The sequence below is a fragment of the Nocardioides donggukensis genome (genome assembly GCF_014842875.1).
Classification (GTDB): domain Bacteria; phylum Actinomycetota; class Actinomycetes; order Propionibacteriales; family Nocardioidaceae; genus Nocardioides; species Nocardioides donggukensis.
Window position 1 is genome coordinate 682803 of sequence record NZ_JACYXZ010000003.1, and the last position, 19080, is coordinate 701882.

Annotated in this window: 16 protein-coding genes; all 16 read right to left on the bottom strand. The window is 73.5% G+C overall.

The genetic code is table 11. The features are described from left to right. Nucleotides 1–6: 6 nt before the first annotated feature. A complete protein-coding gene (locus tag IE331_RS13450) occupies nucleotides 7–1407 on the bottom strand; it encodes an alkaline phosphatase family protein (protein ID WP_192143914.1) in 1401 nt (466 codons plus the stop codon). Then, on the bottom strand, nucleotides 1404–2585 hold the full coding sequence (eboE, locus tag IE331_RS13455; RefSeq protein WP_192143915.1) for a metabolite traffic protein EboE: 1182 nt from the start codon (nucleotides 2583–2585) through the stop codon (nucleotides 1404–1406). Before eboE ends, IE331_RS13450 begins: the two co-directional genes overlap by 4 nt. Beyond that, the gene (locus tag IE331_RS13460; RefSeq protein ID WP_192143916.1) at nucleotides 2582–3439 is read right to left on the bottom strand and encodes a TatD family hydrolase; all 858 of its coding nucleotides are present in this window, start codon (nucleotides 3437–3439) and stop codon (nucleotides 2582–2584) included. Before IE331_RS13460 ends, eboE begins: the two co-directional genes overlap by 4 nt. Then, entirely contained in the window at nucleotides 3439–4041 is a 603-nt protein-coding gene (locus IE331_RS13465) for an EboA domain-containing protein (RefSeq protein WP_192143917.1), read from the bottom strand. The genes IE331_RS13460 and IE331_RS13465 overlap by 1 nt, the downstream gene beginning before the upstream one ends. Next, nucleotides 4038–4910 carry a sugar phosphate isomerase/epimerase family protein gene (locus IE331_RS13470; RefSeq protein WP_192143918.1) on the bottom strand — a complete coding sequence of 291 codons (873 nt, stop codon included), beginning with the start codon at nucleotides 4908–4910 and terminating at the stop codon, nucleotides 4038–4040. Before IE331_RS13470 ends, IE331_RS13465 begins: the two co-directional genes overlap by 4 nt. Then, entirely contained in the window at nucleotides 4907–5800 is an 894-nt protein-coding gene (locus IE331_RS13475; RefSeq protein ID WP_192143919.1) for an SCO3242 family prenyltransferase, read from the bottom strand. Before IE331_RS13475 ends, IE331_RS13470 begins: the two co-directional genes overlap by 4 nt. Continuing rightward, complete coding sequence (locus IE331_RS13480; RefSeq protein ID WP_192143920.1) at nucleotides 5797–6996, bottom strand: inositol-3-phosphate synthase; 1200 nt, start codon at nucleotides 6994–6996, stop codon at nucleotides 5797–5799. The genes IE331_RS13475 and IE331_RS13480 overlap by 4 nt, the downstream gene beginning before the upstream one ends. 7 nt (nucleotides 6997–7003) lie before the next feature. Beyond that, nucleotides 7004–7816: a ThuA domain-containing protein gene (locus IE331_RS13485; protein ID WP_192143921.1), complete on the bottom strand. Its 813-nt coding sequence runs from the start codon at nucleotides 7814–7816 to the stop codon at nucleotides 7004–7006. A gap of 58 nt (nucleotides 7817–7874) precedes the next feature. Beyond that, the gene (gene xylA / locus IE331_RS13490; RefSeq protein ID WP_192143922.1) at nucleotides 7875–9035 is read right to left on the bottom strand and encodes a xylose isomerase; all 1161 of its coding nucleotides are present in this window, start codon (nucleotides 9033–9035) and stop codon (nucleotides 7875–7877) included. After that, on the bottom strand, nucleotides 9032–10210 hold the full coding sequence (locus IE331_RS13495; RefSeq protein WP_192143923.1) for a Gfo/Idh/MocA family protein: 1179 nt from the start codon (nucleotides 10208–10210) through the stop codon (nucleotides 9032–9034). Before IE331_RS13495 ends, xylA begins: the two co-directional genes overlap by 4 nt. 73 nt (nucleotides 10211–10283) lie before the next feature. Continuing rightward, a complete protein-coding gene (locus IE331_RS13500) occupies nucleotides 10284–11345 on the bottom strand; it encodes a substrate-binding domain-containing protein (RefSeq protein WP_192143924.1) in 1062 nt (353 codons plus the stop codon). A 75-nt stretch (nucleotides 11346–11420) separates the two neighbouring features. After that, the gene (locus IE331_RS13505) at nucleotides 11421–12509 is read right to left on the bottom strand and encodes an ABC transporter permease (RefSeq protein ID WP_192143925.1); all 1089 of its coding nucleotides are present in this window, start codon (nucleotides 12507–12509) and stop codon (nucleotides 11421–11423) included. Further along, a complete protein-coding gene (locus IE331_RS13510) occupies nucleotides 12506–14032 on the bottom strand; it encodes a sugar ABC transporter ATP-binding protein (RefSeq protein ID WP_201931774.1) in 1527 nt (508 codons plus the stop codon). Before IE331_RS13510 ends, IE331_RS13505 begins: the two co-directional genes overlap by 4 nt. After that, nucleotides 14029–15300, bottom strand: a complete 1272-nt coding sequence (locus tag IE331_RS13515) for an ROK family transcriptional regulator (protein WP_192143926.1) — start codon at nucleotides 15298–15300, stop codon at nucleotides 14029–14031. The genes IE331_RS13510 and IE331_RS13515 overlap by 4 nt, the downstream gene beginning before the upstream one ends. A gap of 245 nt (nucleotides 15301–15545) precedes the next feature. Beyond that, a complete protein-coding gene (locus tag IE331_RS13520) occupies nucleotides 15546–17669 on the bottom strand; it encodes a PQQ-dependent sugar dehydrogenase (RefSeq protein WP_201931775.1) in 2124 nt (707 codons plus the stop codon). A 186-nt stretch (nucleotides 17670–17855) separates the two neighbouring features. After that, nucleotides 17856–19064, bottom strand: coding sequence for an ROK family transcriptional regulator (locus tag IE331_RS13525; RefSeq protein WP_201931776.1), 1209 nt, complete (start codon nucleotides 19062–19064; stop codon nucleotides 17856–17858). Between the last annotated feature and the right edge of the window lie 16 nt (nucleotides 19065–19080).

Sequence of the window (19080 nt, forward strand, 5' to 3'; positions counted from 1 at the left end):
GGTCGGTCAGCCGGGTGGGCCGGTCAGCAGGTCGGCGAGCAGGTCGCGCACCTCGACGGCGTCGACGTGGTCGCGCTTGGCGACCGGGTCGGAGCAGACGAGCACCGGCCCCTGCTCGGGCCGGTCGGGGAGCCTCCCGTGCGTGCCCGACACTGGCGACGGGTCGAGGGGGACCACCGACATGGCGTAGCGCAGGCCCACCTTCTTGCGGGCCAGGGTGGCCGCCGCGCGCAGCCTCACCCACCGGTCCTCGGGGTCGAGGAACAGCTCGGCCGGGTCGTAGCCGGGCTTCTTGTGGATCTCGACGGCCCTCGCGAAGTCCGGGGCGTGGTCGTCGTCGAGCCAGTAGTAGTAGGTGAACCAGGCATCGGGCTCGGCCACCAGCACCAGCTCGCCCGCCCGTTCGTGGTCCAGCCCGTACGCCGCCTGGCCGGCGCGGTCGAGCACCTCATCGACCCCGTCGAGGCCGCGCAGGAGCTCCGCGACCCGGTCGAGGTCTCCGGGATCCCGGACGTAGACGTGTGCCACCTGGTGGTCGGCGACCGCGAACGCCCGGGAGGTCCACGGGTCGAGCAGCTCGCCGGTGGCGTTGCGGTGCACGTGGAGCAGGCCCTCGCGGCGCAGGAGCCGGTTGACGTCGACCGGCCGCCGGGCGGCGGTGATGCCGTACTCGCTGAGCAGGACGACCCGGACCCCGGCGGCCTCGGCATCGTCGAGCAGCGGGGTGAGCGCCGCGTCGACGTCCCGGGCGGCCTGCGCCGCCTCCGGAGCGTCCGGGCCGTGCCTCTGGAGGTCGTAGTCCAGGTGCGGGACGTAGACCAGGGTCAGGTCGTGGTCGGGCAGGACCCGGCGGGCCGCCTCCACGATCCAGCGGGAGCTGGCGATCGACGCGGTCGGTCCCCAGTAGCTGAAGAGCGGGAACGGCCCGAGCTCCGCGGTGAGCCGGTCGTGCAGCGCCGGCGGCCAGGTCCAGCAGTCGGGGGACTTCCGGCCGTCCGCGTGGTAGACGGGCCGCGGTGTCACCGTGGTGTCGACGTCGGCCCCCATGGCGTACCACCAGCAGATGTTGGCGACCCGCAGGTCGGGCCGGGTGCGGCGGACGACGTCCCAGAGCTTCTCCCCCTGGACGAGCGCGTTGTGCTGGCGCCAGAGCAGGACCTCGCCGAGGTCCCGGAAGTACCAGCCGTTGCCGACGATCCCGTGGTCGCGGGGCAGCGCGCCGGTGAGGAAGGTCGACTGGACGCTGCAGGTCACCGCCGGCAGCACCGTGCCCAGCCGGGCGCTGAAGCCGGACTCCGCGACGCGCCGCACGCGCGGCATGTGCGCGAGCAGGTCGGGGGTCATGCCGACGACGTCGACCACGAGCAGGCCGGGCTCGCCCGTCCGGCCCGGGCGGACGGCGCTCATGCGGCCGCTCCCAGCGGCTCGAGCCCGCACTCCACCAGACGGTCGCGCACCCAGGCCACCTCGGCGGCGATGCCGTCGACCAGCTGGCCGTCACCGTCCGGACGCTGGCCGGGCGGGAGCACGCCCCACGTGTAGGTCTCGACCTCGAGGTGGTCGACCCGGGCCTCGGCGCCGCCGACCAGTGCCCGGAGGGAGTCGGCCAGGTGGTCCCGGGTGCTGCGCAGCGGCGGCGCGGGGTCGGCGTGCACCGGCACGTGGAAGTGCACCCGCCAGGCCCGCTCGGCCGGGAGCGGTCGCGGGCCGGCGAGCGCGTCCGAGAGGTCGTCGCGCCCGTCCACCCGGGGCCCGCGACACTCCCGGGTCTGGTGCAGGAAGCGGTCCTCGGCGTACGCCGCCAGCGCGGCCCGGGTGTCCGGGTCACCGGGGTCGTCGGCGTGCAGGGCGGCGGAGGCCTGCACCTTGACGACGGAGAGGCCGGCTGCGTCGAGCCGGTCGAGCGCCTCCGCACCGTCCTCGAACGCGGTGGCGAGGTGACAGGTGTCCAGGCACACTCCGACGTGGTCCGGGTCGAGGCCGGACAGCCGTCGGACCGCGTCCCGGGTGGTCTCCACGACACAGCCCGGCTCCGGTTCGAGGCCGACCCGGATCGGGCGTCCGCAGTCGGCGGTGGTCTTGGCCAGCCCCTCGGCCAGCCGGTCGAGGCGGACCCGGGCCGCGCTGTCGCGGTCGCCGAACCACGGAGTGCGCCACCCCAGCGGGAGCGTGGAGATGCTGCCACGGGCCGCGTCGTCGGGGAGCAGCGCGGCGAGCACCCGGGCGCAGTCCAGGGTGTAGTCGAGGCGCTGGTCGCTCGACCAGTCCGGGGTGTAGACGTCGCGCTTCACGACCGGTGCGTGGAAGCCGCGGTAGGGGAAGGCGTTGAGGGTGACGACCTCGAGCCCATGGGTTGCCAGGGTGCCCCGGAGCCGCTCCAGCGCCCCGGGGTGGGTGGCGAGCTCGTGCGCGGTGGGCGCGGGCAGCCACAGGCCGATCCCGAGCCGGTCGACGCCGAGGCGGGCCCGGACCTCGCCGGCGTAGCGGCGCAGCTGGTCGAGGATGCCGTCGAGCGACTCGGCCGGGTGGACGTTGCTGCCGTAGGCCAGGTGGACGACCTGGCCGTCGGGGTGCCGGAACCTCATGCCCGCTCACCTCGCAGCAGCGAGTTGCCGGCGAACGTCGCGCCGGCGTCCACGTCGGGGACGTCGAGGAGCAGCCGGCCGCTCTGGGCGAAGAACTCGACGGGGTTGCGCCACAGCACCCGGTCCACGTCGTCCTCGGAGAAGCCGGAGGCGAGCATCGCCTCTCCGGTACGACGCGTGGTGAGCGGGTCGCTGCGACCCCAGTCGGCGGCGCTGTTGACCAGCACCCGGTCCAGGCCACGGCGCTGCAGGATCGCGACCATCCGGTCGGGGTCCATCTTGGTGTCGGGGTAGATCGAGAACCCGAGCCAGGCGCCCGCGTCGTCGACCAGGTCGACGGTGACCTCGTTGAGGTGGTCGACCAGGGCGTGCGCCATCGGCAGCCCGGCCGCCCGGACCAGCTCCAGCGTCCGCCGGGTGCCGGCCAGCTTGTCGCGGTGCGGGGTGTGCACGAGGGCGGGCAGCCCGAACTCGACGGCCATCTCGAGCTGGCGGGCGAAGGCCTTCTCCTCCTCCGCGGTCATCGAGTCGAAGCCGACCTCGCCGACCGCGACCACGCCGTCCTTGGCCAGGTAGCGCGGCAGCAGGTCCAGCACCGGAGCGCACCGGGGGTCGTTGGCCTCCTTGGGGTTGAGCGCGATCGTGCAGTGGTGCGCGATCTGGAACTGGGAGGCCCGGAAGCGCTCGAAGCCCACGAGGGAGTCGAAGTAGTCGACGAAGGACTCCACGCTGCTGCGCGGCTGGCCGAGCCAGAACGCCGGTTCCACGACGGCGCGGACGCCGGCGTCGTACATCGCCTGGTAGTCGTCGGTGGTCCGCGACGACATGTGGATGTGCGGGTCGAAGATGCGCATCAGGTCTCCCGAGAGGTGAGCAGGGGCAGGGCGTCGTCGGGCACCGGTCGTCCGGCGGCCCGACGCTCGTCGGCGTAGTCGGCGACCATGCGACGCAGCTCGTCGTCGGCGCGCTGGTCCACGCCGTCGACGAGCCGGAGCGGGACCCCGACGAAGAGGCACTTGAGCACGCCCTGGCGCCACGCCTCGTCGTCGAGGTACGTCGCGGCGTAGGGACCGAGCGCCGCGGCCACGAGCCGCGGGTCGTTGGTCCGGAGGGCGTCGTGGAGCAGGTCGACCACGCGACCGTGGAGGCCGAGCCGGGGCAGGGCCAGGAGCACCGCCCGGCGCTCGTCGGCGTCGCCGTAGCGGTAGAGGTCGCGTACCTCGGCCGCGCGGGCGTCCGGGTCGGGGAGCCCCTGGGCGAGGGCGTCGAGGAGGCGCACCCGGACCCGGTCCTCGATCCGGTCGCCGCCGGGGGCCGGTGAGGTGCCCGGGGTCCGGGCGATCTCGCGGGCGGCGGCCGGGAAGCGGACCCGGATCCGCGCGGGGTCGGCGACCACCTCGCGGCAGCGCTCGGCCAGGGCCTGCTCGGCGGCGGGGTCCAGCGTGGTCGGCCTCACGGGCGCACCGCCTCCGGGATCCGGTCCAGCGCCTGCCGGAGGTGGGCCAGCGAGCGCTCGGCGACGCGTGGCGCGGCGTGGGACTGGCGGGGCAGCTCGAGGGCGCACAGGCCGGTGTAGCCGACCTCGAGCAGCGCGCCGAGGGCGGCGGGGAAGTCGACCTCGCCGGTGCCGAGCTCGAGGTGCTCGTGGACCCCTTCGACCATGTCGTCGACCTGGACGTTCGCGATCAGGTCGCCGGCCAGCCGGATGGTGTCGGGGAGGTCCCGGGGCTCGTTGCAGACGACGTGGCCCAGGTCCAGGGTGACGCCCAGCCGTGGTGGGTCACCGAGCCTGGCGCGCAGGGCCAGCACTCCGTCGAGGGTGTCCACGAGCATGCCCGGCTCGGGCTCGAAGGCGCACACCACGTCACGGCGGTCGGCCAGCTCGAGGACGCGCCCGACCCCGTCGGCGAGCCGGCCGTGGGCGGTGGCGGGGTCGACCCCCGCGGGCAGGGTCCCGGACCAGAAGGACATCGCCTCGGCACCCAGGTCCGCGGCGACCTCCACCGCCCGGTGCAGGTAGTCCACCCGCCGGTCGGCGTCGCCGCCCGTGTGCAGCAGCGTCGGGTGGTGCTTGCGGAGGGGGTCCAGCAGGTAGCGGGCCCCGGTCTCCACCACGACGGCCAGGCCGAGGTCCTCGAGGCGGCGGCGCACGGCCGCGGTCCGTGCCGGCAGGCCCGGCGCGAAGGGGTCCAGGTGCAGGTGGTCGAGGGTGAGCGCCACCCCGTCGTAGCCGAGCCCGGCCAGCACGGCGAGGGCGTCCTCGAGCCGGTGGCTGGTCATCCCGTTGGTGCCGTAGCCGAAGCGCAGGTGTCGGTCGGTGGTCATGTCGGCGAGACCACCTTCGACGCGGCGCGGACCAGCGGGCCCACGGCCAGCAGCGCGAGCGCCGTCCGCGGGGCGCCACGGCCGGCGACCAGGGACGCCTGGAGCGGGATCATGCCGCGGATGCCGGCACCGGTCGCCCGGCGGACCGTGCCGGCGTCGGGCGACGCGGCGGCCGCCGCCTGGCCTCGACCCACTCCGGCGGCGTACGTCGCCGCGAGCGCCGCCGGGAGCGCGCGACGGCCGCCGAGGGTCGTGGCCGCGACGGCGGTGCCGACGGTGGTGGCCAGCGCCGCCCGTCCGGCGGCCGGGGAGGCACCGTGCACCTCACCGCGGCTGAGCACCGTCACGGCAGCCGTGTGCGCCGCCATCAGAGCCGCCGGGGCGAGCGCTGCCCGGGGCCGGGCTCCCTGTCCGGCCGCGCCGAGGACGACGTCGAGGCCGCGCGCGGCCGCCATCGCGGCCGGGCCGAGCGGGCCCCGCTTGAGCGCCAGGTCGTAGGACCACACCACCCCCGCCAGGACCGTGGCCGTGGCGGCCGCCGACCTGCCGCTCAGGGACGCCAGCCCGACGCCGGTGGCGCTCAGGACGCCGGCCACGGCGAGCGCCTGGCGCGGGCGCACCCGACCGGACGGGATCGGCCGCTCCGGCCGCTCGGTCCGGTCGAGCTCCCGGTCCGCGTAGTCGTTGAGCGCCATCCCGGCCCAGTACAGGCACACCGAGGCCAGTGGGGTCGACAGCGAGCGGGCACCGGGGACGCCGGCGGCCGCCGCGCCGGCCAGGGTGTCCCCGGGGACGGTCAGGGCGGCGGGCAGGCGGACCAGCTCGGCGAGGTCGGCTAGCCGCGGGCCGGCAGGAGCCGGGTGGACGAGCCCGGTCGTGAGGTGGCTCATGCGCCCTCCCCCAGCCGTGCGCACCAGGCCACCAGGGCGTCCCACTGCGCGGAGAGCCGGTGCTCGGTCGAGCCGGCCGGGTCCTTGAAGAAGAAGCCGAGCGGCAGCGGCCCGGTCTCACCCACCTCGCGGGCACGCAGCACCAGCCGGGCCAGGTCGACGACGAGCGGGGCGGCCAACGCCGAGTCGTAGCCGGTCCAGGTGAACTGCAGCGACATCCTGGCGCCGAGGAAGCCCTCGAACGACACGTGGTCGACGGCCGTCTTCACCTCGCCGTGGTCGGCGACGTAGTCGATGTGCATCGGCCCCTCCACCGGGTGGCCGAGGATGGCCTCGAGGCCGCGGGCCTTGGTGGCCAGCTTGCTGGCGGCCCGCTCCGGGTCGGCCAGGGTCGCGCCGTCGCCACCGCCGAGCATGTTGTAGGAGGCCCACGACCCCACGTGCAGGGCGCGGGTGGCGAACATCGGCGCCAGCGTGGCCTTGAGCAGCGTCTCGCCGGTCTTGCCGTCCGACCCCGCCCAGGGAAGCCCCTGGCGGCGGGCGACCTCCTCGAGCACCGGCAGCCGCGGCCCGGGGCTCGGCGTGAAGGACACGACCGGGCAGCCGGCCCGGTAGGCAGCCAGCACGTACGCCGAGCTGGCCGGCAGCGGCGCCTCGCCGGCGGCCAGCGCCCGGTCCAGGGCCTCGACGTCCACCAGCGGTCCCTCGGTCAGCGCCTCGGTGGGCACCGGCGCCTCGGTGCTGGCGACGTCCACGACCACGACGTGGGCGAGCCCGTTCTCGGCCCGGAACTCCTCGAGGTCCCGTTGCAGCCGGTCGACGGCGGCGGCCTGGGGCTCGCCGGTCTCGCGGTGGTAGCCGGGACGGAGCCGGCCGTCGACGGCGGCGAGCTCCTCGGCGACCAGGGGCAGCAGCCCGGCCGGCAGCACGCCGCCGGAGGCCAGCCGCTCGGCGCGCTTGGCGAGCGACTCGTCGCCGAGGTCGTGCCCGCCCAGGACCACGCGGTCCAGTCCCGGGAGCCCGGCGCACGCGACCTCCGGAAGCTCGGAGACCAGGCCCGTGCTCGGGGCCAGTCGGGCCCGGACCGCCAGCACCCCCACCACGGTGGTGGCGCCCACGGAGCCGCGGGCGCCGACCAGCCAAATGCCGAGGCGGCCCTGCCCGCGCGCGGGGTTCGTCCTGCCCGAGTCAGTCATGCCGGCCTCAGTCCTGCCCACAGTTGAACTTGGCGACGCCGGCCACCTGCTGGATGCCGCCGAGCAGGTGGTCGAGGAACTCGGGCTCCGAGTACGACGCATCCGTGTGACCCAGGCCGGTGTAGAACGCCCGCCCGCCGTCGTACGGGTGGCACCACGCGATCGGGTGGTGGTCGCCCATGGCGGTCCGCCCGGCGTCGTACGACGACTCGTCGAGGCGGGCCAGGACCCGGACGGATCCCTCGCTGTAGTTGCGGAAGTTGTACCACTCGTCGAAGCGCACCCAGCGCCTCGGCAGCCCGGCGGTGGCGGGGTTGCTGCCGCCGTTGACCTTGATGGTCGCGGTCTGCTGCGCCGGGTGCCCGTTGAAGTAGGCGCCGACGAGGCCGCCGTACCAGGGCCAGTCGTACTCGGTGTCGGAGGCCGCGTGCACCCCGACGTAGCCGCCGCCGGCCCGGATGTAGCGCTCGAACGCGTCCTGCTGGCCCGCGTCGAGCACGTCACCGGTGGTCGAGAGCCACAGCACCGCCTCGTAGTCCGCCAGGTCGGCGTCGTTGAAGACCCCCGCGTCCTCGGTGGCGGTGACGGTGAAGCCGTGGGCCGCCCCCAGCTGCCGGACGGCGGCGATGCCCTTCGGGATGGAGCCGTGCCGGAAGCCGGCGGTCTTGGTGAAGACCAGGACGTCGTAGGACGCCTCGGCGGTCGAGGTGTCCGAGCCGTCGGGCACCACCGCCTGTGTGGGGACCAGAGCTGCGGTGCCGGCGAGGACGAGTGCACCGGTGAGCGTGCCCGCCGTCCCGAGAATCGAGCGGAGCCTCATGGTTTCTGTTCCTTTCTGGGGTGCGCCCGGCCGGGCGGCCGGACTGCTGTGCAGGGGCTCAGCGCACGCCGAGCAGGTGCTCCATGGCGAGCTGGTCGAGGGCCTCCAGACCCACGCTGCGGGCGCCGAGCGCCTCAAGGTCGTGGGTCTCCGCGCCGAGGTCGGCCAGCGACTCGCCGGGGCCCAGGGTCGGTCGGTCGAGCACGGCGACCTCGGCCGCCTCGAGGGCCGCCGCGACGTCGGGGTCGGCCCGGAAGGCGCGGGCCCGCTCGCGCAGGATCAGGTAGTTGCGCATGCAGGCCCGGGCCGACTCCCACACCCCGTCCTCGGCCTCCACCCGCGGCGGCTTGAAGTCGAAGTGCCGGTAGCCGTCGTAGGCCGCGCCGGTGCCGCCGCCCTCGAGGGCGTCGACGGTCCAGAAGGCGCCACGCAGGTTCCCGGCGCCGAAGCGCAGGTCCTGGTCGAACCGCGGACCGTGCTGGCCGTTGAGGTCGACGTGGAACAGCTTGCCGTGCCACATCGCCTGGGTGATCCCCTGCGCGAAGTTCAGGCCGGCCATCTCCTCGTGCCCGGTCTCCGGGTTCACGCCCACCATGTCGGCGTGCTCGAGCTCGTTGATGAAGGCGATCGCGTGCCCGATCGTCGGCAGCAGGATGTCGCCGCGCGGCTCGTTGGGCTTGGGCTCCAGCGCCAGTCGCAGCGAGTAGCCCTGCTCGCGGATGTGACCGCAGAGCAGGTCGAGGGACTCGGCGTAGCGGTCCAGGGCGGATCGCACGTTCTTGCCGGCGCCGTGCTCGGCGCCCTCGCGGCCGCCCCACAGCACGAACGTCTCGGCCCCGAGCTCGGCCGCCAGGTCGACGTTGCGGACCGCCTTGGCCAACGCCAGGCGGCGTACCTCCCGGTTGTTGGCGGTGAACGCGCCCTCCTTGAACACCGGGTGCCCGAACAGGTTCGTGGTCACCATCTCCACGCCCAGCCCGGTGGCGGCCAGGGCCTTGCCGAACCGCTCGAGCGTGGCGGCCCGAGTGGCGTCGTCGGGCACCAGGTCGTCGTCGTGGAAGGTCACCGCCGCGGCGCCGAGGTCGGCCAGCCGCTCGGTCGCCTCGACCGGGTCGAGCGGCGCCCGGCTGGCCGGCCCGAAGACGTCGACGCCCTGCCAGCCGACGGTCCACAGACCGAAGGAGAACCTGTCCTCGCGGGTGGGCTGGTAGGTCGTCATGCCGGGATCTCCTGCCAGGACCGGGTGTCGGAGCTGGTCTCGACCGCCGCGAGCACGCGCTGCACGCGCAGCCCGTCGGCGAACGTCGGCGTCGGCTCCTCACCCGCACCCAGGGCACCGATCAGGTCGACCACCTGGTGGGTGAACCCGTGCTCGTAGCCCAGGCCGTGACCCGGTGGCCACCAGGCAGCGATGTACGGGTGGCCGGGCTCGGTGACCACGATCCGCCGGAACCCCGCCTCGAGGTCGTCGGCGGAGGCGTCGTGGAAGTGCAGCACGTTCATGTCCTCGAAGTCGAAGGACAGGCTGCCCTTCGCGCCGTTGATCTCGATCCGGATGGCGTTCTTGCGGCCGGTGGCGAAGCGGGTCGCCTCGAAGACGCCGAGGGCACCGCCGGCGAACCTGGCCAGGAACACCGCGGCGTCGTCCACGGTGACCGCGCCGCGCTCGCTGCCGGTGGTGCCGCCGGTGAGTCCGGCGGCACCGGAGGCCACCGGCCGCTCCTTGACGAAGGTCTCGAGCTGTCCCGAGACCTCCCGGATCTGCTCGCCGAGGACGAACTGGGTCAGGTCCACGACGTGGGCGCCGATGTCGCCCAGGGCGCCGGACCCGGCCTGGTCCTTGTCGAGGCGCCACGAGAGGGGGGCGTCGGGGTCGGCGAGCCAGTCCTGCAGGTAGTGGGCTCGCACGTGTCGGATCTCGCCGAGCCGTCCGTCGGCGACCAGCCTCCGGGCCAGCACGATGGCCGGCACCCTCCGGTAGGTGAAGCCGACCATGGCACGCACTCCGTGGACGGCGGCACGGTCGGCGGCTGACGCCATCTCCTCGGCCTCGGCGACGGTGTTGGCCAACGGCTTCTCGCAGAGGACGTGCTTGCCTGCCTCCAGCGCGGCGATCGCGATCTCGGCGTGGGTGTCACCGGGCGTGCAGATGTCGACGAGGTCGACGTCGTCGCGGCCGATCACCTCGCGCCACGACGTGGCGCTCTCGGCCCAGCCGAGGCGCTCGGCCGCCGCCGCGGTGCGGGCCGGATCCCGCCCGCAGACGACCCGCATCGCGGGGTCGAGCGGGAGGTCGAAGAAGTGCGGTGCCGTGCGCCAGGCCTGCGAGTGGGCGGCGCCCATGAACGCGTGGCCGATCATCCCGATCGCCAGCGAGGGCTTCTTCTGGGTCATGAGACCTCGATCCTTGTTCTGAGGAGGTGCCCCCCTGCGCCCGAGCGCACAGGGGGACGGAGACGGGCGTCGGTCAGGACTCGAAGGCGGAGGGCAGGAACTCGTCCACGTTCTCCTCGGTGACCACCGGCGCGTAGAGCTGGATCGTCCGGGGCACCGAGACCTCAACGAGGTCGCCCAGCGCCTTGTCCTGAACCACGAGCCTGGCCAGCTTGATGCCGTCGGCGCCCTGGGTGGAGGGGTAGACGACCGTGGCCTTGAGGACGCTGTCGCCGGACTGGATCTCACGCATCGCGTTCGCCGAGCCGGCGCCGCCGACCATGACGAACTCGTCGCGACCGGCGTTCTGGATGGCCGCCATCACACCGACTCCCTGGTCGTCGTCGTGGTTCCAGAGGTAGTCGATCTCCGGGGCCGCCTGGAGCAGGTTGGAGGCGGCCCGCTCGCCGCCCTCCACGGTGAAGTCGGCCGCCACCCGGTTGTCGACGTCGAGGCCGCACTCGGACAGCGCGTCCTCGAAGCCCTGGCTTCGGTCCTGGGTCAGCGGGAGCGAGTCGATGCCCGCGATCTCGGCCACGACGGCGTTCTCGTTGCCGTCGGCCTGCTCGCACACGTAGCTGCCGGCGGAGACGCCCATGCCGTAGTTGTCGCCCAGGACCGTGGCCCGGGCCGCGTTCGGGTCGTTGAACTCGCGGTCCACGTTGATGACCGGGATGCCCGCCTCCATGGCCTTCAGCGCGGTCCGGGTCATCGCGGCGCCGTCGAACGGCAGCAGCACGATCGCGTCGACACCCTCGTTGATGAACGTCTCGACCTGGCTGATCTGCAGGTTGACGTCGTTGGTGCCGTCGGCGACGCGCAGCTCGACGTCCTCGTACTTGTCGGCCTCTGCCCTGGCGGCGTTCGTGATGGCGGCCATCCAGCCGTGGTCCGCGGCCGGGGCGGAGAACCCGATGACGACCTCGTCCCCGGCCTCGTCGTTCGACCCGGCCTCGGCCTCGCTCGTGCCGCCACCGGAGTCGGAGGCCTGCTCAGGGTCGTTGCTGGTGCAGGCGGCCAGCGAGAGGCAGGTGGCCCCGGCGACCAGGCCCGCGCCGAGGCGGGTCCGGAGGGTGCGGGTGGACAGTGACTTCATCGTGGTGCTCCTTGGTGAGATGTGATGGTGGAGAAGTGCTGGGGTCGGCGTCGGGTCGGACCTCGGGGGCGGGCGCTAGGTGGCCGTGCTGCGCTTGGCCAGCCGCTGCTGGAGCAGCACGGCGACGACGATGATCAGGCCCTTGGCGAGCGACTGGGCCGAGATCGAGAGGTTGTTGAGGGTGAACACGTTCGACAGCGTGGTGAAGATCAGCACCCCGAAGACGGTGCCGACGATGGTGCCGCGGCCACCGGAGAGCAGCGTGCCGCCGATCACGACCGCCGCGATCGCGTCGAGCTCGTAGAGGGTGCCGTGGGTCGAGCTGCCGGTGGTGGTGCGGGAGACGAGCATGATCGCCGCGATGCCGCAGCAGACGCCGACCAGGACGTAGAGCATGACCGTGTGCCGCTTGACGTCGATGCCCGCGAGCCGGGCGGCCTCCGGGTTGCCGCCCACCGCGAGGGTCCGGCGTCCGAACGTCGTCCGGTTCAGCAGGACCCACCCGGAGGCGGCGACCACCACGAAGATCCAGACCAGCAGCGGGATGCCCAGGGGCTCCGTGGACATGGCGTCCCGGAAGGCCGGGACGTTGGCGATCTGGGTGCGCCGGTCGGAGATGATCTCGGCGAGTCCGCGTGCGGAGGCCAGCATCGCCAGCGTCGCGATGAATGGCACCACGCGCCCGTACGAGATCAGCACCCCGTTGACCAGTCCGCACCCGGCACCGACGGCCACCGCGGCGAACACCATGAGCAGCCAGTGCTGCTCGTTGGCCATGGTCTGGGTGGCCAGCGTGGTGGCCCACACCGAGGACAGGGCGACGATCGCGCCGACCGAGAGATCGATGCCACCACCGGTGATGACGAACGTCATCCCGATGCTGACCACGCCGATGACCGCCGCCAGGCGCAGGATCGTCATCATGTTGCTGACGTCGGCGAACCGGTCGCCCGCGGTGGCGACGCCGACGGCGCACAGGAGGCCGAGGGCGACGATCAGCCCGAGGTTGTGGCCGGCGCTGCTGCGGAGCAGGGCCATCGCCCCGCCCCTCCGGTCGACGGGGGTGCCGGCCTCCGCCTCCACCCGCTCGCTCTCCGAGGCGGGGGGCGGGCCGGGCGTCGCAGCGGCGTGCTGGTGTGGGGCCTGCGTCGGGGTGTCGCTCATGCGACGTCTCCTTCCATGACGAGGTCGAGGACCCCGGACTCATCGATGTCTGTGGCCGGCCCTTCGTGGACGACGGAGCCCTCGCGGACGACCAGGACCCGGTCGGCGAGACCGAGCACCTCCTCGACCTCGCTGGACACCACGACCACGGCGACGCCTTCGTCGGCGAGCCGGCGGACCAGGGTGTAGATCTCGCTGCGGGCCCCGACGTCGACGCCCCGGGTGGGCTCGTCGAGCAGCAGCACGCGGCACTCCCGCAGCAGCCACCGGGCCAGGACGACCTTCTGCTGGTTGCCCCCGGACAGGGTGCGCACGGGGCGTACGACGCCGGTGGGTCGCACGTCGAGGGAGGTGGTGAGCTCCTCGGCCCGGCGTCGCTCCTCGGCCTCGTCGAGGAAGCCGGCGCGGGCGAAGCGGTTCAGCGTCGAGACGGTGATGTTGCGGTAGACCGCCTGGTCCAGCAGCAGGCCCTGGCTCTTGCGCTCCTCCGGGCAGAGCCCGAGGCCGGCGTCGACCGCGGACCGGACCGACCCCTTGCGCAGCCTGGTGCCGTTGACGGAGACCGTGCCGGCGGACGGCCGGCGGGCGCCGTACACCGTCTCCAGGATCTCCGAGCGCCCGGAGCCGACCAGCCCGGCCAGCCCGACGATCTCGCCCGCGTGCACGGTCAGGTCGACGTCGCGGAACCGGCCGGACCCCGACAGGCCACGCACCTCCAGCACCGCGTCGCCGCGGTCGCGGGGCTCGGTGGGACGCTGCGGGAAGACGTACTCGATGGAGCGGCCGGTCATGAGCGTGATCAGCTCCGCGGTGGGGGTCTCCCGGGCCGGCAGGCCGGTGGCCACCGTCCGGCCGTCCTTGAGGACGGTGATCCGGTCACCGATCTCGCGGATCTCCTCGAGTCGGTGGGAGATGTAGACGACGGCCACCCCGTCGCGGGTGAGGTCGCGCATCACCCGGAACAGGTTGTGGGTCTCCTCCTGGTCCAGCACCGCCGAGGGCTCGTCGAGGATCAGCAGGCGGGTGTCGTGCGAGAGCGCCCGGGCCATGCTGACGATCTGCTGCCCGGCGGGCGAGAGGTGCCCGACCAGCTGCCCCGGCTGGATCTCGGGGTGGCCGAGCCGGGCGAGCAGCCGGCGGGTCCGGTCGGTGGCCGTCGAGCGCTGCGTGAAGCCACCGCGCGCGAGCTCGTGGCCGAGGTAGATGTTCTCGGTCACGGTGAGGCCGTCGACCAGGTCGAGCTCCTGGTAGATCGTGGAGATCCCCAGCTTCATGGCCGCCACCGGCGTGCTGAGCCGGACCTTCTCGCCGTCCCAGGTGATCGTCCCCTCATCGGGCTGGTAGGCGGCGGAGAGCACCTTGATCAGCGTGGACTTGCCGGCGCCGTTCTGGCCCAGGAGGCAGTGCACCTCGCCGGGGCGGACGTCGAGGTCGACGCCTCCCAGGGCGAGGACGCCGGGGAAGCGCTTGACGATCCCCTCCATGTGGAGGATGGCGTCCGGCGGCTCGGTCTGGTGGGTCATCGGGCTGCTCCGTTCAGGGTCTCCGCACGGCGCGGGACCGCGGTCGGGTCGAGGAAGACGTGCTCCAGGGAGGCGAGGGCGGCGCCGCGCACGGCGGCCGTGGGACCCAGCGTGGAGACCACCACGGCGGTCTCGCCCAGCCGAGACGCCAGGACGCCCGCCGCCAGCTGCTCCTCCACCGCGGGGCGCAGCCACTGGCCGAGTGCCGCGAAGTAGCCGCCGAGCACCACCACACCCGGGTCGAGCGCGTTGACGAGGACCGCGGCGCCCGTGCCCAGCCAGGAGCCGATCTCGTGCAGGGCGGCGAGCGTCCGGGTGTCGCCGCGCCGGGCCCGCTCCGCGAGTCCGGCGAGCCGGTCCTCCAGCGTGAGGGCCGGGTCGCGGACCGGGTCGTCGGGGTCCGTGGCGGCCTCCAGGAGGGCCCGGAGCCCGACGACCGTCTCCCAGCAGCCCACCCGGCCGCAGGCGCACGGCCGGCCCTGCGGATCGACGATCATGTGGCCGAACTCGCCGGCGAAGCCGTGGCGGCCGCGCCGCAGCCGCCCGTCGGCGACGACGCCCCCGCCGACGCCCACTTCGCCGAACACGACCAGCATGTCGCTCCGGTCCGGGTCGGCGGGGTCGATCTCGGCGGAGGCGGCGAGGTTGGCCTCGTTGTCCACGCTCAGGGGGGCCGGCGCGGACGTGAGGCGGTCACGCAGCCCTTGGGCGACCGGCAGGTCGCGCCACCCCAGGTTCGGCGCCAGCGTGACCACCTCGTGGGCGGCGTCCACGAGGCCCGCGACGCCCACGGTCACACCGGCCACGTGGCGGCCCTGTCCCACGGTGAGCTCGGCCAGGGTGTCGCGCAGGATCGCGGCCAGCTCGTCGAGCACCTCGTCCGGCGTGAGCCGGCGGGTGGCCAGGCCGACCCGCCGCTCGGCCACGACGTCGCCGCCGAGGTCGACCGCCAGCGCGGACACGTGGTCGACGTTCACCTCCGCGCCCAGACCGCACACGAGACCCGCGTCCAGCTCGACGGTGGTGCCGGGCCGCCCGACCGCTCCGCGCTGCCGCGCGCCCGGGCACACCAGCCCTCGGGCCTCCAGCTCGCCGACGAGGCCGGAGGCCACGGCGCGGGTCAGGCCGAGGTCCGCGGCCAGCTGCGCGCGGGAGCGCCCTCCCTCGTCACGCAGGCTGCGCAGGACCAGGCCCAGGTGCGCCCGGCGCAGGGCGGCCTGGTCGGTGCCGGTGGTGACCCGGACGAAGGGGGCGTCGGCGTCGCGCAACGGTCTCTCCCTCTCCGGCTCGGACCCGGCGGACCCCCGGTCGACGGGAGTGACCGCGGTCACGGGTTTGTCTGGCTGAGACACAAACTAAGGGCGGAATGACCGCTTTCACAACCCTTTGACGGCAATTCGTGCAAACTTCATATCTGACTTTGCAAAGTTATTGGACAAAGATCCAGGCATAGTGAAGGGGCGCCCGGGTTTCGACCCCGGACGCCCCTCCGTGCTCCTGAGCGACGCCGACCTCAGTTCGGCTCGAGCACCACCGTGTCGCTGCCGGTCTGCGGCGGGACGCCGCCCTCGCCGGGATCGGTGTACTCGGCGACGAACACGGCGCTGAGGCTGTCCGCGTCCGGGTCGTGGCCACCGGGCACGGTGGTCGTGATCGTCCCGGTGCAGCCGGTGGCCGTGGTCTGCGGGTGACCGTGCTGGTCATGGCCGAGCACGTAGGTCACCGTGACCTGGTCGCAGTCGACCGGCTGGTCGTCCTCGACCGCCACCTCGTAGGCGACGGTGTCACCGAACTGGAACGGCTGCCCGGCGACCGGGCTCACCAGCGTGACGACCGGGGCCTGCGCCCCCACCAGGACGTCCACGTCCGCGGAGGCACTCCGGCCGCGGTGGCGGCCGCCGACGTCCGTGACGGTGAGGGTGGCGCGGAACGTGCCGGCCTCCTCGTAGGTCCACGACGGGTTCTCCTCCGAGCTGTCGAACGTCCCGTCGCCGTCGAAGTCCCAGCGGTAGCGCAGCCGGTCCCCCTCGGGGTCACTGGTCCCCTCACTCGAGAAGTCCACCGTCAGCGGCGGCCTCCCGGACGTGGGGTCGGCCGAGATCACCGGCTCCGGGCTGCGGTTGCCGGTGCCCACGAAGTCGATCCTGGCCAGCTGGGCGTCCGGATTCTCGGCGAAGAACCCGTCGCCGTACTCGAGGACGTAGAGCGCACCGTCGGGGCCGAACTCCATGTCCATCGGGTTGTCGGTCACCAGGCTGTCCACCACCGCCTCGATCGAGGCCAGCTCGTTGTCGGCGTCGAGCCGCATGCCCTTCACGTAGTCGCGGGTCCACTCGTAGAACAGCGGCATCCCGTCGAAGTACTCGGGCCAGGCGACCGGGTGCCGGCCGCGGGTGGCGCGGGCGTCGAAGTCGTACGCCGGGCCGGCCATCGGGCCGATCCCGCCGGTCTCGAGCTCGGGGAACTCCGCACTCAGGCCGTAGGTGTACCAGACGTCGGGCTGGGCCACCGGCGGCAGCTCGCGCAGTCCGGTGTTGTGCGGCGACTCGTTGACCGGCGCCGCGCAGTCGAACGGCTCACCCGAGGTGCCGGTGGCGAAGTCGTAGTCGACGTACGGCTTCTCGGCCGTGGCGCAGTAGGGCCAGCCGTAGTTCGACGGCTCCTCCACGACCGTCCACTTGCCCTGACCGGCCGGGCCCCGCTGCGGGTTGTCGTTGCGGGCGTCCGGGGAGTAGTCGGCGACGAACAGCGCGTCGCTCCGCTGGTCCAGCTCGATGCGGAACGGGTTGCGCAGACCCATCACGTAGATCTCGGGGCGGGTCCGCGCGGTGCCGGGCTCGAAGAGGTTGCCGTCCGGGATCGTGTAGCCGCCGCCCTGCTTCGGGGTGATCCGCAGGATCTTGCCGCGCAGGTCGTTGGTGTTCGCCGAGCTGCGCTGGGCGTCGAACGCCGGGTTGCGGTCCGGGCGCTCGTCGATCGGCGTGTAGCCGGCCGAGGAGAACGGGTTGGTGTCGTCCCCCGTTGAGAGCAGCAGGTTGCCGTCGGAGTCGAACACGATGTCTCCGCCGACGTGGCAGCAGATCCCGCGGTCGACGGGTACGTCGAGGATCTGCTGCTCGGAGCCGACGTCGATCGAGCCGTCGGTGTACTGGAACCGCGAGAGCCGGATCACGCCCTCGAAGGGGGCGAAGTCCTCCGGCGTCCCGGTCGTGGGCGCATCGCCCTCGTTGGTGCCCGGGGTCGTCGGGTCGTCGACCGGGGTGTCCTGGGGCGGCGAGTAGTAGAGGTAGACCCAGCGGTTCTTCTTGCCGTCGAAGCCGGGGTCCAGGGCGATGCTCTGCAACCCCTCCTCGTCGTGGCGGTAGACGTCGATGGTGCCGACCTTGCGGTTGACGCCGGTGTCGGCCTCGTTGAGCCAGATGTCGCCGACCCTGGTGGTGTGGAGCACGTCGCTGTTGGGCAGCACGGCGAGGTCCATCGGCTCGCCGGGTCGGTCGTTGAGGGTGATCTTCTGGAAGGCACTGTCCGGGGGAGCGTCGTCCGGGGCCGGGGCGGCCGTTCCGGGTGACGCGGCGGGCAGCGCGAAGAGGCCCGAGACCAGTGTGGCCGCGGCGCCCCCGAGGGCGAGTCTGCGCACGATCCTTCTCCTGATTCCCTCGCCTCACGGGAGAGGCGAGACAGTTCGTGACGCTAGTCACAGGCCGCGTAAACCGTCAAGGAATCTGCGTTCTTTCGCAAGTTGATTTCAGAAGTCGAGACGCGTGGGGGCAGGGTCCCTCGACGTACAACTGCCGGGCCAGGCATCGGGCGCCCGCCACCGGCGTCAGGTCAGGTCGCCACCGAGGGGCGCGTAGACCGACGAGGAGATGAGCCGCGCGGCCCCGACGACGCCGCCCTCGTCCCCGAGCTCGCTCAGCACGATCGGCAGGTTGCCGGTGGCCAGCGGGAGGGAGCGGCGGTAGGTCACCCCCCGGATCTCGGCCAGCAGGGCGTGCCCGAGGCCCGTGACCCGGCCGCCGATGACGATGAGCCCGGGGTTGAAGAAGGACACCAGGCTGGCGAGCACCTGGCCGATCCGGTGGCCGCTGTCCCGGATCAGCTGCACCGCCTGGGCATCGCCGCGGGACACCGCCACCCCGATGTCGGCCGCGGTCAGCTGCCCTCCGGCCTCCAGCAGCTCGGCCAGCACCGGCGAGCGCCCCGCCCGGGCGGCGGCGGTCGCGTCGCGGGCCAGGGCGGCACCACCGGCGAACGCCTCGAGGCAGCCGGTGTTGCCGCACGCGCAGGTCGGGCCGAAGTCCTGGACCCGGATGTGGCCGATGTCCCCGGCGCACCCGTCGACGCCGCGGTAGAGCTCGCCGTCGACGACGATGCCGCACCCGATCCCGGTGCCGAGCTTGACGTACAGGAAGTCCCGGGCGGTGCGGGCCACCCCGGCGTGCTGCTCGCCGATCGCGAGCACGTTCACGTCGTTGTCGAGCACGGCCGGGCAGCCGAGCTCCCGCGAGACCGCGTCGCGGACCGGGTAGCCGTCCCAGCCGGGCATGATCGGGGGCGACACGGAGACGCCGCGGTGGAAGTCCACCGGCCCGGGCACGCCGATGCCCGCGCCCAGCGGGCGCTCGACGCCGAGCTCCTCGAGCAGGGCGTGTACCTCCTCGAGCGCGATGGCCAGCACCACCTCGGGTCCCTGACGGATGTCGCAGTCACGGTGCCGGGTGGCGAGCACCGCCAGCCGGCCGTCGGTCACGCCGACGGACAGCCCGGTCGCGCCGATCGAGATGCCGACGAAGCGGATGTCGGGCGCGAGGTCGACCAGGGTCGATCGCCGCCCACCCCGGGAGGCCGCGGGTCCGACCTCCTGGGCGAGGCCCAGCTCGGCCAGTCGGGTCACCTCGGCGGCGATCGTGGTCCGCGAGACGTTCAGCCGATCGGCCAGCTGGACCCGGGACATGGGGCCGTCGTCACGGAGCTGGGCGAGCAGCCGGGCCTGCATGGGGCTCTCGGCCCGGCCGGCGAGGGAGTGCAGCACGGGGCGATCCTCGCAC